Annotated in this window: 14 protein-coding genes; 7 read left to right on the top strand and 7 right to left on the bottom strand. The window is 72.8% G+C overall.

Annotated features, from left to right (window positions below; genetic code table 11):
* Positions 1 to 1274 (top strand): OmpA family protein (locus tag VQ02_RS16410; RefSeq protein WP_048445277.1); only part of this gene is annotated, 1274 nt, incomplete at its 5' end.
* 85 nt (positions 1275 to 1359) lie between these two features.
* Positions 1360 to 2562 carry an MFS transporter gene (locus VQ02_RS16405; protein WP_048445274.1) on the top strand — a complete coding sequence of 401 codons (1203 nt, stop codon included), beginning with the start codon at positions 1360 to 1362 and terminating at the stop codon, positions 2560 to 2562.
* A 19-nt stretch (positions 2563 to 2581) separates the two neighbouring features.
* On the opposite strand, the gene VQ02_RS16400 is transcribed toward VQ02_RS16405, so the two are convergent.
* From VQ02_RS16400 to VQ02_RS16385, 4 genes are all read right to left on the bottom strand, one after another.
* A complete protein-coding gene (locus VQ02_RS16400) occupies positions 2582 to 2869 on the bottom strand; it encodes a hypothetical protein (RefSeq protein ID WP_048445273.1) in 288 nt (95 codons plus the stop codon).
* A gap of 9 nt (positions 2870 to 2878) precedes the next feature.
* Positions 2879 to 4735 (bottom strand): OmpA family protein, encoded by a 1857-nt coding sequence (locus VQ02_RS16395; protein ID WP_048445272.1) that lies wholly within the window; start codon positions 4733 to 4735, stop codon positions 2879 to 2881.
* Between the two features lie 210 nt (positions 4736 to 4945).
* Entirely contained in the window at positions 4946 to 6601 is a 1656-nt protein-coding gene (locus tag VQ02_RS16390; RefSeq protein ID WP_048445271.1) for a porin, read from the bottom strand.
* A 382-nt stretch (positions 6602 to 6983) separates the two neighbouring features.
* On the bottom strand, positions 6984 to 8804 hold the full coding sequence (locus tag VQ02_RS16385) for an ABC-F family ATP-binding cassette domain-containing protein (protein ID WP_048445270.1): 1821 nt from the start codon (positions 8802 to 8804) through the stop codon (positions 6984 to 6986).
* 182 nt (positions 8805 to 8986) lie between these two features.
* Between VQ02_RS16385 and VQ02_RS16380 the strand changes: the two genes are divergently transcribed.
* Positions 8987 to 10819 carry a gamma-glutamyltransferase family protein gene (locus VQ02_RS16380; protein ID WP_048445269.1) on the top strand — a complete coding sequence of 611 codons (1833 nt, stop codon included), beginning with the start codon at positions 8987 to 8989 and terminating at the stop codon, positions 10817 to 10819.
* Between the two features lie 40 nt (positions 10820 to 10859).
* Here VQ02_RS16380 and VQ02_RS16375 read toward each other — a convergent pair whose 3' ends face one another.
* From VQ02_RS16375 to VQ02_RS16365, 3 genes are all read right to left on the bottom strand, one after another.
* Entirely contained in the window at positions 10860 to 11063 is a 204-nt protein-coding gene (locus VQ02_RS16375) for a hypothetical protein (protein WP_048445268.1), read from the bottom strand.
* A gap of 84 nt (positions 11064 to 11147) precedes the next feature.
* Complete coding sequence (locus VQ02_RS16370) at positions 11148 to 11465, bottom strand: polyhydroxyalkanoic acid system family protein (RefSeq protein WP_425339905.1); 318 nt, start codon at positions 11463 to 11465, stop codon at positions 11148 to 11150.
* A gap of 75 nt (positions 11466 to 11540) precedes the next feature.
* Entirely contained in the window at positions 11541 to 11924 is a 384-nt protein-coding gene (locus VQ02_RS16365) for a septal ring lytic transglycosylase RlpA family protein (protein ID WP_083469260.1), read from the bottom strand.
* 453 nt (positions 11925 to 12377) lie between these two features.
* Here VQ02_RS16365 and VQ02_RS16360 point away from each other — a divergent pair, with 453 nt between their 5' ends.
* From VQ02_RS16360 to VQ02_RS37175, 4 genes are all read left to right on the top strand, one after another.
* On the top strand, positions 12378 to 13568 hold the full coding sequence (locus VQ02_RS16360) for a site-specific DNA-methyltransferase (RefSeq protein WP_083469259.1): 1191 nt from the start codon (positions 12378 to 12380) through the stop codon (positions 13566 to 13568).
* Positions 13569 to 13725: 157 nt separating this feature from the next.
* Complete coding sequence (locus VQ02_RS16355; RefSeq protein ID WP_048445266.1) at positions 13726 to 14346, top strand: hypothetical protein; 621 nt, start codon at positions 13726 to 13728, stop codon at positions 14344 to 14346.
* A gap of 164 nt (positions 14347 to 14510) precedes the next feature.
* Positions 14511 to 15065, top strand: a complete 555-nt coding sequence (locus tag VQ02_RS16350) for an SMI1/KNR4 family protein (protein ID WP_048445265.1) — start codon at positions 14511 to 14513, stop codon at positions 15063 to 15065.
* A gap of 44 nt (positions 15066 to 15109) precedes the next feature.
* Positions 15110 to 15262: a hypothetical protein gene (locus VQ02_RS37175; RefSeq protein WP_157080659.1), complete on the top strand. Its 153-nt coding sequence runs from the start codon at positions 15110 to 15112 to the stop codon at positions 15260 to 15262.
* Positions 15263 to 15538 lie beyond the last annotated feature (276 nt).

Raw genomic sequence — 15538 nt, 5'->3', positions numbered from 1 at the left:
CGGGGGGGGGTGCGGGGGGGGGGAGGTCGGCGCGCCGCGGCCGCGCGCGGTCGGAGCCCCCGCCCCCGCGGGCGGCGCGCGGCGCGGGGGGGGGGGGGGGACGGGGCCGCCGCTCGTCCCCCCCCGGCGCGCCGGCCCCGCCCGGGGCGGCCTTGGCGAAGGGGGGGGGCGGGCGCGCGGGCGGCGGCGTCTTCGCCCGCCGGGACCCGCGCGATCTCGATCGGCGCGACCCCGACCGCCGTGACTTCGATCGCCGCGATCTTGATCGCCGCGACGGCGACCGGCGCGGCTTCGACGACCGCGGCGACTTGCCCGGGGGCTACCGCCGCGACGCGCCGGACTACGTGCCGGGCGGCTATCGCCGCGGCGACGTGGACGTGCGCAGCTACGAGGAGGTTCGCCGCGCCCGGCGCGAGTACAACGACGGCGGCCGCCTCACCATCCGCGAGCCCGGCCGGGTGATCGTCCGCGACAACGACCGCTACTTCATCCACCACGACGAGACGGAGCGCTTCCGCGAGCTCGACCGCGATGCCCGCATCGAGCGCCGCGGCCGCGACACCGTGACGATCATCGACCGGCCCGGCGGCTACCAGGTCTTCACGGTGGTGGACGACGACGGCCGGCTGCTGCGGCGCTACCGCCGGGGTCCGGACGGGCGCGAGGTGGTGCTGATCGACAATTCCTACGGCGGCCCGCCGCGGTCGTTCGCGCAGGACGTCGTGGTGCTGCCCCCGCCGGACATCCGCATCCCGCGCGAGCGCTACGTCGTGGAGGCGGAGCGCGCCGACGAGGGCGCGATCTACGAGGCGCTGACGGCCCCGCCGGTGGCGCCGGTGGAGCGGCGCTACACCCTCGACGAGGTGCGCTACAGCCCGAGCCTGCGCGCCCGGATGCGCAGCGTCGACATCGACACGATCACCTTCGACACCGGCTCGTGGGAGGTGTCGCCCGAGCAGGCCCGCCGCCTCTCGACCATCGCGGCGGCGGTCAACCAGGCGATCCAGCGCAACCCGCAGGAGGTCTTCCTGATCGAGGGCCACACCGACGCCGTCGGCAACGACGTCGACAACCTCTCGCTCTCGGACCGGCGCGCCCAGTCGGTGGCGGCGGTGCTGACCCGCGACTACCGGGTGCCGCCGGAGAACCTGACCACCCAGGGCTACGGCGAGCAGTACCTCAAGGTGAACACCCAAGGGGCCTCGCGGGAGAACCGCCGGGTCACCGTGCGCCGCATCACCCCGCTGATCCAGCAGCAGGCCCAGCAGCGCTGAGGAGCGCGGGCCGTCCGGCGGGGCGGCCCGAGTTGACCGCCCCGCCCGCTTCCTGCACCTGCACGCGCGAGCGGGAGGACGACAGGTGGACGGCGGCAGCATCGAGATCGGCACGCCCGCTTTCCGGCGCAGCGCCCTGGCGCTCGCCGCGGCGGGCTTCTCCACCTTCGCGGTGCTCTACGCGGTGCAGCCGCTACTGCCGGTCTTCGCGGAGGTGTTCGGCGTCACTCCGGCGGCGAGCAGCCTGTCGCTCTCCCTCGCCACCGGCCTCCTCGCCGTCGCGCTCCTGATCGTCTCGCCCCTGTCGGAGATCTGGGGCCGCAAGCCGGTGATGCTGGCCTCGCTCCTCGCCGCGGCCGTGCTGACCCTGGTGGCCGCCGCGATGCCGACCTGGCACAGCTTCCTGGCGATGCGGGCCCTCGCCGGCCTCGCCATGAGCGGCGTGCCGGCGGTGGCGATGGCCTACCTCGCCGAGGAGATGCACGGGCGGGCGATCGGCCTCGCCATGGGGCTCCTCGTCAGCGGCAACTCGCTCGGCGGCATGTCCGGCCGGCTCCTCAGCGGGGCGCTGACCGACCTCTACGGCTGGCGCGTCGCGCTGGCGGTGCTCGGCCTCATGGCGCTCGCGGCGGCGCTGGCGTTCTGGCGCTTCCTGCCGGCCTCGTCGCGCTTCACGCCGCATCCGCTGCCCTGGCGGGCGGTGCCCGGCACCTTCCTGGGCCATTTCCGGGATGCCGGCCTGCCCTGGCTCTACGCCGAGGCCTTCCTGCTGATGGGCGGCTTCGTCACGCTCTACAACTACATCGGCTTCCGGCTGCTCGCGCCGCCCTATTCCCTGAGCCAGACCGCCATCGCGGCGATCTTCGTCGTCTACCTCGCGGGTACCGCCTCCTCGACCCTGGTCGGGCACGCCGCGGGGCTGCTCGGCCGGCGCCGGGTGCTGTGGCTCGCCATCACGGTCGGCCTCGCCGGCGTGGCGATGACGGCGGCGGAGAGCCTGATCGTCATCATCGGCGGCATCGTGGTGGCGACGGTCGGGTTCTTCGGCGCACACTCGGTGGCGAGCGGCTGGGTCGGCCGCCGGGCGTCGCGGGACCGGGCGCAGGCCTCCTCGACCTACCTGTTCATGTACTATCTCGGCTCGTCGGTGGCCGGCACCGCCGGAGGCTGGTTCTTCGCCCATGCCGGCTGGCCCGGGATCGTCGGGTTCGTCGGCGGCCTCTACCTCGCGGCGCTCGCCATCGCCCTGCGGCTGGCGCGGCTGCCACCCCGGCCGGATCCGGCCTGACGAGCCGGCCTTCCGCCCCTCACGCCCGCCGCGGCACCAGCGCCCCGAGGACGCAGCCCGCGAGGTAGGCGGCGAGCATCAGGGACGCGGTCTCGAGCCGGAATCCGTCCCGTCCCGGCACGGCGAGGGGTCCGGGCGCGAGGCCGGCGAGGGCCGCCGCCCCGGCGGCGAGGACGAGGAGCGCGAGGAGGGCGGCCGCGACGCGCGGGCCCCGCCCGGCGGGCAGGCCGGCCCAGCGGCCGGTGCCGGCCCCGATCAGCAGGGCGGCGAGGAGGCCCGGCCAGGCGACGGAGACGAGGAGCAGCACGGGCAGGCCTCACGAGCGCAGCGCGAAGGCGACCGCCCGGCGGTCGGAGGCCACCTCGGCGGGCGCGGCGGCGATGCGGCCCGCCGGGATGCCGGCCTTGAGCAGATAGTCGACGATCGCGGCGGCGCGCCGCTGCGGCAGGCCCGGATCCGGCATCGTCGGCTGCTCGGCTGGTCTCTCGGCCGGCTTCTCGGCAGCCTTGGCGGCCTTGCCCTTGCCCGGGCTCTCCTTGCGCGGCGGCTCCTTCGGCGCCGGTGCCGGCGGCGGGGCGGAGCCCGGCGGATCGTCGTGGCCGGCGACCTCGATGCGGGCCTGCGGGCAGGCGCGGGCCAGGGCGGCGACCTCGTCGAGGACGGGATAGAAGGCCGGTTTCAGGTCGGCGCTGCCGGGATCGAAGCGGAGGCCCGACTCCGTCGCCAGGGCCGCGAAGGTCTCGCGGCAGGATACTGGGTCACGGGACGGGGCCGCGCCGCGGGCCTCCACCGCGACCTCGGCCCGCCAGCCGGCGGGGGCGAGGCGCCCCGCCTCGGCCGCGAGGCGGCGCGCGCTCTCGGGGTAGAGGCCCACGCCGGCGATTCGCAGGCTCTGGTCGCGCACCGTCACCTCGCCCTCGGCGAGCTGCCCCAGGGCGCCGATCCCGGCCGTGAGGCCGGCGAGGAGCGAGGGCGGCGCCCCTTCGGCGAGGCGGGTGCGGTCGATCACCCGTTCGCCGTAGAGGTAAGGCCGCAGGGCGCCGCGGAGCGCGGCCCGCGCCTCGGCGTCCGGCAGGTGGCCGGTGAGCGTGAACGCGTCCGGCCCGCGCCGGACCGTGACCACGTAGGGAGAGACCGGGGTCGCCGTGAGGTCGACCGTGCCGCGGGTGACGCCCGCCGGCAGGCTGCCGGTGGTGAGGGCGTCGGCCTCCCGCACCGCCTGGGCGTCGATGGCCGTGCCGCGGATCGAGAGTGCCGACCCGTCGAGGGCGACGCGGCCCTCCCGCACCAGGGCCAGGCCCGCGAAGGCGCGATCGACCAGCGCCCTCGCGTCGATGTCGGCCGGCAGCCCGCGGGCGGTGCGCATGGCGTCGGTCACCGGGGCGCCGTCGGCGGCGAGGCGCGCCGCAGCCAGGATCGCGGCCCGGTCGGCCTCCGAGACGGTGTAGCCGTCGAGGCGGATGCCGTCGGGGCCGCGGCTGGCCGACCAGGCGTAGGGCGCGACCACGGCCGGCTCCACGGCGACCTCGCCGAGCGTGAAGCCGGCGGGAGCCTGAGCGAGATCGGCCCTCAGCGCGGCGTAGGCCTCGACGCTCGCCGCCTCGCCGCGGACGGTGAGGACGCGGTCGCTCATCGCCGCGGTGGCGCCGGGCTTCAGGTGCAGCACCTGCGCGACGAGGAAGCGGGCCGCCTCGGAGAAGCCGTCGGGCGCGCCGCGGGCGGCCCGGGCGGCGTCGCGCACGGAGAGCCCGGCGGGCAGGCCGGCGCCCAGGGCCTCGGCGAGGGCGGCGCGGCCGGTCTCCGCCGGGCGGTGCCCGAGGAGGTCGAGGCGGTCCGGCGCGCGGTGGACGACGGCGAAGGTGAAGGGCGACACCTCGGCGACGAGGCCGAGGCGGTCGGTGATCCGGCGATGGCCCGGGAGGGCCGCGAGCGCGGCGCGGGCCTCGTCCAGGGCGGCCTGCGTCGGCGCCTCGCCCCCGGCCACGAGGTCGCGGCCCCTGGCCTCGACCCGCAGCCACGGCTCGGCCCCATCGCGACCGGTGCCGGCGGCGACGGCGCCCGCGGGCGCCTCGATGGCGGCCTCGAGCCGCGGCTCGGCCCAGCCGGTCGCGGCGATCCAGGCGCCGGCGAGAAGAGGGAGGCCGGCGAGCCAGCCGATCGAGCGTATCGCCACCGAAGGACCTCGTCGCGGAGATAAGGGCGCGCGACCGGCCGCGGGCCTCGCGCGTGCTCCCCACCCTGGCGCCGGTTTCCGGCATCAGCAAGGCGCGACATGAGGCGGGCCCGTGCGGAGGCCAGGACCCCGCGACGAAAAAAGGGGCCCCGGCTCGCGCCGGGACCCCGAGAGTTCCATCCAGCGCCCCCCGAGGGAGGCGGCAGCGACCTAGAAGTCGCGCTGGACGCGCATGCGGACCTGGAACGTGTCCGTGTAGTTGGTGGTCGGCAGCACGGCACCGGCAGAGTTGATCGGCAGGCCGGCGGCGTTGAGGCCGGCGACGGTGTTCGGGCCGACCGCGGCCTTGTTCACGTCGACCACGCGGCCGCCGCCCCGGATGTCGACGCGGTTGTAGAGACCCTCGACACCGATATCGAGGTCCTTCACCGGCGACCAGATCAGGCTCGCGCCGGCGACGATCTGGCTCGTGTCGCGCAGGGCGTTGCTGTACAGGAACGCGCCGGGGCTGTTGACCGGGTTGCCGAGGCCGTTGAAGTTCAGCCCGCCGAGCAGGTTGCGGCTCGTCTTGCCGAACGTCATCTCGCCGTAGCTGCCGATGAAGGCCGAGCGCAGCTCCGGCGTCCAGTAGTGCAGGTACGAGCCGACCACCGTCCAGCTGGTCGACAGCTCCATCCGGCCGGTCAGCGGGTTCACCGCCGCGTCGGTGAAGAAGGTGGAGAAGTTGCCACCCTGCGTGTTGTTGGCGCTCTGGGTGTAGGTACCGATGTACTGGGAGTAACCGGTGTAGATCTGAGCGCCTTCACCGTACGAACCCTGCAGGTACAGGGCATCGCCCGGAGCGATGAACGGCAGGTTGAACTTCACGCCACCCTGCACGGCCCAGCCGTACTCGTTCTGGATGCGCGGGGCGACGGCGACGCCGGTTGCCGTGGTTCCGTTGACGATCGGCGCACCGCCGAAGGTCAGCACGGTCGAGGCGTTGCCGACGGTCAGCTCGTGCACGGCGGCCGAGAGCTGGGCCGAGCCCCAGGCGGCGTCGTAGCGCAGCACGCCGACGAAGTCGGGCATGCGCGAGCGCTGGTCGACGTTGTAGAACGCCTCGCCGATCGGGGCGCCCGCCGCGTTGTAGGCGACGACCGGGGTGAAGTTGTTTTGGGCGGTGAAGACCTGGAACTGGCTCGCCGCGTTGCCGGCGGTGGCGGTGCCGAACAGCGGGTTCTTGCGGAAGATCGGGTCTTCGACCGAGATCGTCGCCGAGAAGCCCTGACCGAAGGTCGCGGTGTAGGCGAGCAGGTTGGTCGAGGCGACGTCCGAGCCCAGCGAGGTGCCGATGATCTCGAAGTCGTGGGCGTAGAAGTCGTAGAACGAGGCAGCGCGACCGGCGGTCAGGCCGGCGAACTGGATGAACGCCTTGTCGACGTTCACGTATTGCTGGGCGCGGCCGAAGGTGTCGATGCCGGTCGCGGCGAAGGCGTTGGCGATGCGCTCCTGGGTGCCCGACTTGAGGTAGGCGCCGGTGCGGGAGGCGAGCTCGAAGCGCACGAAGGCGCGCAGGGTGCCGTAGGCGGTCTGCGTGCGGGCGTCGAGGTTGAGACGGCCGAGGCCGCGGTAGCCCGTCAGGTCACCGTTGCTGCCGGTGCGGGAGTAGCCCTGCGAGTAGGTCGCCTCGAAGCGAGCGCGGCCGGAGACACGCAGGCAGGTGTCGGTACCGGGAATGAAGAAGAAGCCGGCACCGTAGGCCGAGCAGACACGAACGTACTCAACAGGCGCTGCCTTCTTGACCGGCAGATCGGCAGCCTGCGCCCCCGCGACGACGGTCAGGCCAGCGGCCGAACCCAGCAGAAGGCTCTTCACGAGCTTCATCGAGACCTCCAAAGTTTCGAGACCCTGGGGGTGAACGACTGTGTCTCGACGATCCTACGGGAGCCGAACCACGCCACTCTTATCCCCTTGCGATCCGGCGCTCCCTGAAGGGATGTCATCCGGACCCCACCGGGTTGTGCCCGGTGCAGAGGCACCATGTGCGAGGCGCTAACGGCGATCAACCGACATCCGCGTCCGGCACGGCCAAGTCGCCGGCTTTCCGCCGGATTGTTGCACGGACGCCACGAAATCTTACGCGGGTCAGCTAAACCCGGAGCCATGCACGCGAGAACTGAAGATCTCGCGTATCGTCCTGTCGTTGCCTGAAGCGGGGACTCGTCCCGCAACTACAACCGGATTCATCCTCAGGTTGAGGATCGAATCAACCTTCCAGTTCCTCGCGCAGCATCTCGAGGGCGAGCCACCGCTCCTCGGCGGCGGCGAGGTCGGTCTCGGTCGTCGCCAGGGTGCGGGAGATCGCCTCGAAGCGGGCGGGGTCGCGGGCGTAGAGCGTCGGGTCGTCGAGGGCGGCCCGCAGCTTGCCGCGGTTGCCCTCGAGGGCCGCGATGCGGGCCGGCAGGGTCTTGAGCTCGTGCTGCTCGTTGAAGCCGAGGCGCCGCTTCGCCGCCGGGCGGGAAGCGGCGGGCTTCGCCGCGTCCTTGGCCGCGTCCGGACGGGTGGTCCGGGCCGGCCCCCCGCGGGCCTGCACCCCGGCGCCGCGCTGGGCCACCATGTCGCTGTAGCCGCCCGCATAGGCGACCCAGCGCCCCTCCCCTTCCGAGACCAGCACCGTGTCGACCACCCGGTCGAGGAAGTCGCGGTCGTGGCTGACGAGGATCAGGGTGCCGGCATAGTCGCCCAGCATCTCCTGCAGGAGGTCGAGGGTCTCGAGGTCGAGGTCGTTGGTCGGCTCGTCGAGCACCAGGAGGTTGCCGGCCTCCGCGAGGGCGCGGGCGAGCAGCAGCCGGTTGCGCTCGCCGCCCGAGAGCACGCCGACGGGCGTGCGCGCCTGCTCGGGCGAGAACAGGAAGTCCTTCATGTAGCCGACGACGTGCCGACTCTGCCCGCCGACCTGGACGCTGTCGCTGCCGCCCCCGGTCAGCACCTCCGCGACGGTGCGCTCCGGATCGAGGGCGCTGCGGCGCTGGTCGAGGAGGTTGAGGGTGACGTTGGCCCCGATCCTCACCTCTCCCGAATCGGGCTCGAGGCGGCCGGTGAGGAGGTTGACCAGCGTGGTCTTGCCGGTGCCGTTGGCGCCGACGATGCCGAGGCGGTCGCGGCGGGCGATGCGCAGGGACAGGTCGCGGACGATCGGGCGATCGTCGTAGGCCTTGGAGACGTCGCGCGCCTCGACCACCAGGGAGCCGGAGGCCTCGGCCTCGCTCACCGTCAGGGTGGCGGCGCCGACCGGGCCGCGATGCTCGCGGGCCTGGCGGCGCAGGTCGTGCAGGCCGGCCAGCCGCTTGACGTTGCGCTTGCGCCGCGCCGTCACGCCGTAGCGCAGCCAGTCCTCCTCGGCGGCGATCTTGCGGTCGAGCTTGTGGCGGTCGCGCTCCTCCTCCTCGAACACCTGGTCGCGCCAGCCCTCGAAGGCGGAGAACCCCTGCTCGAGCCGCCGGGTCGTGCCGCGGTCGAGCCAGACGGTCGCCCGCGACAGCGCCTCGAGGAAGCGCCGGTCGTGGCTGATCAGCACCAGGGCCGAGCGGCTGCCCTTCAGCTCGGCCTCCAGCCACTCGATCGCCGGCAGGTCGAGGTGGTTGGTCGGCTCGTCGAGGAGCAGGATGTCGGGCTCGGGCGCGAGAGCCTGGGCGAGCGCCGCGCGGCGCGATTCGCCCCCCGAGAGCCGGCTCGGATCCTCCTCGCCGGTCATCCCTAAGCTCTCGAGCAGGTAGCGGGCCCGGTAGGCCTCGTCGCCCGGCCCCAGGCCCGCCTCGACGAAGGACAGGGTGGTGGCGTGGCCGGAGAAGTCCGGCTCCTGCGCGAGGTAGCGCACGGTGGTGCCGGGCTGGAGGAAGCGTACGCCCTTGTCGGGCTCGATCAGCCCGGCGGCGACCTTGAGCAGGGTCGACTTGCCCGAGCCGTTGCGGCCGACGAGGCAGGTGCGGTCGCCGGGTGCGAGGGAGAGGTCGGCCCCGGCGAGCAGCGGCGTGCCGCCGAAGGTGAGCGCGATGCCCTGGAGGGTGAGGAGCGGAGGAGCGGCCATGGGCCGGGGGATACGGCAGGGCCCGCGGAAAGGCGAGCCCGGCGGACCGCCCGGGCAGGCGAGCCCTGCGCCGGGACGCGCGAGGGTTGCCGGCCGCGGGGCTCCCCAAGGCCGGCCGGACTCTTACAGTGCTGGCCGACAGGACGATCCCCGCGGCCGCGGGCGCCCGCAGAGGAAAGCCGATGAGCTTCGTCACCCCCGATCCCTTCACCACGCGCCCTGAGATCGACGGCACCTTCGGGGTCGTGGCCTCGACTCACTGGATCGCCACCGCGGTCGGCATGGGCGTGCTGGAGCGGGGTGGCAACGCCTTCGATGCCGGCGTCGCGACGGCCTTCGTGCTGCAGGTGGTCGAGCCGCACCTCAACGGGCCCGGCGGCGACGTGCCGGTGATCCTGCACGACGTCTGGGTCGGCCGGCCGCAGGTGGTGTGCGGGCAGGGCCCGGCCCCTGCCGCCGCCACCATCGGGCACCTGCGCGACCATCTCGGCCTCGACCTCGTGCCGGGCACCGGGCTGCTGGCGCCGTGCGTGCCCGGCACCTTCGACGCCTACATGCTGATCCTGCGCGACCACGGCACGTGGCGCCTCGCCGACGTGCTCGAGGCGGCGATTGCCTACGCGCGGGACGGCTTCCCGCTGGTCGAGCGGGTCTCGGCCACCATCGCCACCGTCGAGGGGCTGTTTCGCGAGCACTGGCCGAGCTCGGCCGCGACCTACCTGAAGGACGGCGGCGTGCCCGCGCCCGGTACCCTGTTCACCAACCCGGCGCTGGCCGAGACCTACGCCCGCATCGTGCGCGAGGCCGCCGGCGGCTCGCGCGAGCAGGAGATCGAGCGGGCCCGCCGGATCTGGTCGCAGGGCTTCGTCGCCGAAGCGATCGACGAGTTCTGCCGCACGCAGGCGGTGATGGACGTCACGGGCCGGCCCCACAAGGGCCTGCTCACCGGGGCCGACATGGCGGCCTGGCAGGCGAGCGTCGAGGCGCCGGTCGGGTACGAGTACGGCCGCTACACGGTGCTGAAGGCCGGGCCGTGGACGCAAGGGCTCGCGACGCTGCAGCAGCTCGCCCTGCTCAAGGGCTTTCCCCTCGACGGCCTCGATCCGGCGGGAGCCGACTTCATCCACCTCCAGGTCGAGTGCGCCAAGCTCGCCTTCGCCGACCGGGACACGTTCTACGGCGACCCGGATTTCGTCGCGGTGCCGGTCGAGACGCTGCTCTCGGACGGCTACAACGACGAGCGCCGGCGGCTCGTCGGCGACACCGCCTCCCTGGAGCAGCGGCCGGGCACGATCCCCGGCTTCGGCAAGGCCCTTGACGCCCGGGTGAGCAGCGGCGCCCGCACGGCGGTGGGCAGCACCGGCGCCGGCGAGCCCACGGTGGGGCGGATCGCCGCGACGGTGCCGCCGGACGACGCCCGGTCGGGGGTGGTGCGGGGCGACACCGTCCACTTCGACATCATCGACCGGCACGGCAACATGGTCACCGCCACGCCGTCGGGCGGCTGGCTGCAATCCTCGCCGGTGATCCCGGCGCTGGGCTTCTGCCTCGGCACCCGGGCGCAGATGTTCGTGCTCGACGAGGGCCATCCGGCGGCGCTCGCCCCGGGCAAGCGGCCGCGCTCCACCCTCTCCCCCACCATGGCGCTGCGCGACGGCGAGCCCTACCTCGCCTGGGGCTCGCCCGGTGGCGACCAGCAGGACCAGTGGATCCCGCAATTCTTCCTGCGCCACGTCCATGCCGGCCTGAGCCTCCAGGCGGCGATCGACGCGCCGGCCTGGCACACCGAGCACTTCCCGTCGTCGTTCTGGCCCCGCACGGCGCGGCCGGGCGTCGTGGTGGTGGAGAACCGGATCACCCCCGGCACGGTCGCCGAGCTGCGGCGGCGCGGCCACGTCGTCGAGGTCGGCTCGGACTGGTCGGAGGGCCGCCTGACGGCAGCGAGCCGCGACGGCCGCCGCCTGCGCGCCGCCGCCAATCCCCGCGGGATGCAGGGCTACGCCGCGGGGCGGTGATCCGCCCGGCGGCTCAGGGCACCGGCGTCGCCCGCCGGTCCTACATCGTCGGGTTGGCGGGTCCGGTCGGCGAGGGATCGGGGGTGATCGCCGGCGAGTTGCCCGGATCGTTCACCGGGATCTCCACCGGCCGGTCGCCCGGGGCCTCGCTCGGCAGGTCGGGCGTGTCGGGACCCGGGTTCGGGCCGGGCCCGGGGGGTACGGGATCGTAGGGCTGGTCCGGGATCGGGCCGGGATTCGACATCGAGCGCTCCTCTTCCGTCGATCCAAACCGGGGCATGGGGTCCCGGTTCCGGAGCGTCGGCCCGGGATGGGCGCCGGCTCGAGCCTACTGCTTGGTCAGCAGCTTGGTGCCGTTCTGGCTGACGATCTGCTGCACCTTGTGGGCGAAGAGCGAGAGCAGCAGCGGCATGCGCACCTCGACGCGAACCGCGTCGTCCTCGACGTCGATGTCGCCGTCGACCCGCTGGTTCATGGCACCGACGAGGAACGAGAGCCGGTCGCCGCTCCAGGTCGCGTCGGCCATGCTGAGGCCCGCCTTCTGCAGCATCTCCCGGGCCTGGCCGATCCCGTTCTCGAGCCGCCGGCGGGCCTCGGCCCGGCCGAGCTGATGAGGAATCACGACAACCAGGGGCTTTGCCATCATCACGCTCCGCTCACGCATCCGGTGATGATGTGGGGACGCGCGTCGCAGGGGCAACGCCGCGACCGCGGCGTTCGATCAGTCCACCACCGCGACCGCGACGCGGGCGACGCCGTTCATCCCGATGACCCGGCCCGCGCCGCGGGCGAGATCGATGATGCGCCCGTGCGCGAACGGCCCGCGGTCGTTGATCCGCACCACCACCGAGCGGCCGTTGGCCTGGTTGGTCACCCGCACCCGCGTGCCGAAGGGCAGGCTGCGATGCGCCGCCGTGAGGCCGTTGGGGTTGAAGCGCTCGCCGCTCGCGGTGCGATGGCCGGACGCGTACCAGGAGGCCTTGCCGCTCTGGGCCTGCGCCGTCGACACCGCCCCGAGGCTCCCCAGCCCGGCAAGGGCGAGGCCGCCCGCGAGAGCCGCGATGCGAGTCGCGTTCGACCGACGCACAGGCTTGGCGCTGTTCATTCCACTGTCCTTGGTGGTTGCTGACAGCCCTGCCAATCAAGACCAAACAGGACGAAAATATGGCCGCCCGGACCGGCGCGGATATTGCCACATTCCGGTCCGATATCTTGTCGGCCGTTAAGATTTGATCTTTCAAGTCATGCGCCAGCGCGAGACCTTACTGGCGACTTGCGGCCTTGGAGCGCTGCACTCGGGTTTTCAGCATTCGTGTGATTCGGCGCCCGGTGCGCCGGCGCCCGCCCCGCCACGCGGATCGGGCGTGGGTCGGCGCGGAACGGCGGAGGGGCCCCCGAACGAAGGCCGTAGTAGTTCCTTAACGAATTGGCACGGCCGTCGAACGACTGGGCAAGAAGTGCAGCCCCATTTCGAGACGCAATTCGTGTCTGCGGGAAACGTGACCTTTACCGTAGCGGCGGCAATGTCCGGTGGTCAGTCGCGTAACCGGTGTTTGCCATGGCTTCCCCGCGTACCGCGGTCGCCGGCGCCGCCGCCCGGAATCAAGTCTCGCGTACCGGGCGAGCTGCGTCGGCACCGCGGATGGGTCTCGTTACCCCCGCACAGCGTCTTCCCCTGGACGAGGTCATCCTCGGGGATTGCCTCACCGCCCTCGATCGGCTGCCGCCGGCCAGTGTCGACCTGGTCTTCGCGGATCCGCCCTACAATCTCCAGCTCGGTGCCGGCGCCCTGCTGCGCCCGGACCAGAGCACCGTCGACGCCGTCGACGACGACTGGGACCAGTTCGCCAGCTTCGAGGCCTACGACGCCTTCACCCGTGCCTGGCTCACGGCCTGCCGCCGGGTGATGAAGCCGACCGCCACCCTCTGGGTGATCGGGTCGTACCACAACATCTTCCGGGTCGGGAGCGCGTTGCAGGATCTTGGTTTCTGGATCCTGAACGACATCGTGTGGCGCAAGGCCAACCCGATGCCGAACTTCCGCGGCAAGCGCTTCACCAACGCCCACGAGACCCTGATCTGGGCCTCGCGCAGCGAGCAGAAGGGCTACACCTTCCATTACGAGGCGCTGAAGGGCGGCAACGACGACCTGCAGATGCGCTCGGACTGGTTCATCCCGCTCTGCACCGGCGAGGAGCGCCTGAAGGGCGAGCACGGGCGCAAGCTGCACCCGACGCAGAAGCCCGAGGCCCTGCTCGCCCGCACCATCCTGTCGTCGTCGAATCCCGGCGACGTGGTGCTCGACCCGTTCTTCGGCACCGGCACCACCGGCGCGGTGGCGCGTCGCCTCGGCCGGCACTTCATCGGCATCGAGCAGGAGCCGGCCTACGCGGCCGCGGCGCGCGAGCGCATCGCCGCCGTCGAGCCCCTGTCGCGCGCCGCCCTCCTCACCGCCCCGGCGAAGCGCGCCGAGCCGCGGGTGCCGTTCCTGAGCCTCTTGGAGGCCGGCCACGTCCGGGCCGGCGAGACGCTCACCGACGAGCGCCGCCGCCACAAGGCCCTGGTGCGGCCCGACGGCACGCTGGGCGTCGGCCCGGCCTCGGGCTCGATCCACAAGATCGGCGCCCTAGTCCAGGGTCTGCCGGCCTGCAACGGCTGGACCTTCTGGCACGCCGAGCGCGGCGGCAGGCTGGTCTGCATCGACGACTTCCGCGGCACGATGCGGGCCGGGATGGGCTCGGCGGCCTGACGGGAGCCACCCGGGTCGACAGGCGCCTGTGGCCTGCCGGCCACGGGCGCCTCTTCTATTAACAAATGCGAAACACTTCGCTTGCTGATTGACCTTACGTCATTCACTTCACGCCCTCGGCGACCGCACAAGGCGGCGCGAGGAGCGGGAGGGCTCGATGAGGGGTCGCTGGGCGGGTCGCTGGTCCTGGATCGTCGCCGTGCTGGCGGGCCTGTGCGTCGCCGCGTGCAACACGGTGGCGCCCAACCGCCTGTCGCTGGCCGACACGGCGCAGCTGCGCTTCAACGGCATCGAGGTCCGGACCGCCGGCGCGGCGATCAACTGGACCAGCGCCGAGGACGATTACCTGCGCAGCCGCAACCTGTCGCTGACCAATCCGGCGCTGGTGCAGACGCCGGAGGCGCAGGGATACATCCGCGATCTCGCCGGGCGGCGCCTGAAGGCGGCCCTCGAGCGGGCGCTGGCCTCCCGGCCCGAGGGCGTCCGCCCGGCCCGGGTCGTCGTCACCCTGGTCAAGGTGGATATCCCGTCGGCGGCCCAGCGCATCCTCATCGGCGGCTCGCCGACGGTCCGCGCGAATATCGAGATCGTCGACGCCCGTACCGGGGCGGTCCTGAGCACCTATTCCGGCGACCAGGGCGTCCAGGCGGCCGGCCAGGGCGTGCTCGGCGTGGTGGTCGACGGGGCGCTCACGGCCGGCGGCATGGACGACCTGTTCGACCGCGCCGCCAACGACTTCGCGCGGCGCTTCAAACGATGGCTGACGCCCGAGGCGTGAACCGCCGAAACCCGTCTGAGGACCTGCACCAGCTCGACCGCGTCGTCGGGCCGGATGGTCACGCGACGACGGAAGGGCCGCGAAGAAAATCGGTTCGAGTGACCCCCGAATCGGCCTAACCGGTGTGCGTGGAGTGTGCTCCCGCCCGAGGCTTGGGACTGCCCATGCACTTTTCCGTCTACGCAGGGGCGGTTGAGGCGATCTACCGCCGCTTCGACAGAGCCCTCGCCCTCCCGGCCGGCGCGACGGACAGCGCGATCGCCTCGGTGGAGATCGCGCTCGGGGTTCCGCCGGACTCCGACCTGTGGGCCGCGTGGCGGGAGGCGGACGGCAGCGGAGCCTGCTCCCTCCTCATGCGGCCGGGCTTCCCGACGTCCTACGAGTTCCTGTCCGTCGCGGAGGCCATCGAGGAGCGCGCTCAGCTGGATCGCATCGTCGCCGGCTACGAGGGCTACGCCGATCCGGAACCGCGCGACCCCCGCATCCGGTCAGGCTGGTTCCACCCGGGCTGGGTTCCGTTCGCGGGGTTCGGCAGCGGCACGCTCCTGCTCATGGTCGACCACGCGCCTGCCGCGGGCGGCCAAGTCGGTCAGGTGATCGCCTTCACGCACGATCCCGACGAAATCACCTACGTGGCGCCGGATTTTCCGACCTTCCTGCAGGAGTCGCTCCGCAGCATCGACGCGGATCCGGAGGAGTTTCTCGAAATCGGCTTCTGAACGGCGCGTCCATCGCCCTGTCCCCTGCAACGAGATGGCATGACATGGCCACGCTCCCGTCCGTCACGGCCGAGCGCGAGGCCGACCCGGCGGTCATCGCCTTGAAGATCTCGACGGAATCCGTCGAGGTCAACGTCAGGCTGACGTGCCGCTTCTCGGCCGCGTCGCGGCGGCACGCTGGATCGACGGAGCCCTGAGGATCGGCCGGTCGGCCGGGGCTGCCGTGCATTGGTCGGTCGACCTGGACCGGCTCACGCTCCTGATCGGGCATGACGATCAGACCTGGGACGTCGGCCTGACCCTCCCCGCTTCGCTCCTGCCCACGATCATCGAAGCGGTGAACCGCTGCCTTGCGGGCGGGACGACGACCGCACCGGGTATCCCTCCGAGCGGGACAGAGGATCGTCGCGCTCCCTGAGCTTTGCGCCTCATACCAACGGTCATTGAAGATGACCTTTGGTCCCGTTCTCGAA

It is taken from the genome of Methylobacterium variabile (genome assembly GCF_001043975.1).
In the GTDB taxonomy this organism is placed as follows: Bacteria; Pseudomonadota; Alphaproteobacteria; order Rhizobiales; family Beijerinckiaceae; genus Methylobacterium; species Methylobacterium variabile.
Note: the sequence above shows the minus strand (reverse complement) of the source record. Positions and strands in the feature narration are given on the sequence as shown.

Coding starts and splice junctions, on each gene's coding strand:
- VQ02_RS16390 (WP_048445271.1), bottom strand. CDS start 6,601: ATGAAGCTCGTGAAGAGCCTTCTGCTGGGTTCGGCCGCTGGCCTGACC.
- VQ02_RS16385 (WP_048445270.1), bottom strand. CDS start 8,804: ATGGCCGCTCCTCCGCTCCTCACCCTCCAGGGCATCGCGCTCACCTTC.
- VQ02_RS16380 (WP_048445269.1), top strand. CDS start 8,987: ATGAGCTTCGTCACCCCCGATCCCTTCACCACGCGCCCTGAGATCGAC.
- VQ02_RS16375 (WP_048445268.1), bottom strand. CDS start 11,063: ATGTCGAATCCCGGCCCGATCCCGGACCAGCCCTACGATCCCGTACCC.
- VQ02_RS16370 (WP_425339905.1), bottom strand. CDS start 11,465: ATGATGGCAAAGCCCCTGGTTGTCGTGATTCCTCATCAGCTCGGCCGG.
- VQ02_RS16365 (WP_083469260.1), bottom strand. CDS start 11,924: ATGAACAGCGCCAAGCCTGTGCGTCGGTCGAACGCGACTCGCATCGCG.
- VQ02_RS16360 (WP_083469259.1), top strand. CDS start 12,378: ATGGCTTCCCCGCGTACCGCGGTCGCCGGCGCCGCCGCCCGGAATCAA.
- VQ02_RS16355 (WP_048445266.1), top strand. CDS start 13,726: ATGAGGGGTCGCTGGGCGGGTCGCTGGTCCTGGATCGTCGCCGTGCTG.
- VQ02_RS16350 (WP_048445265.1), top strand. CDS start 14,511: ATGCACTTTTCCGTCTACGCAGGGGCGGTTGAGGCGATCTACCGCCGC.
- VQ02_RS37175 (WP_157080659.1), top strand. CDS start 15,110: ATGGCCACGCTCCCGTCCGTCACGGCCGAGCGCGAGGCCGACCCGGCG.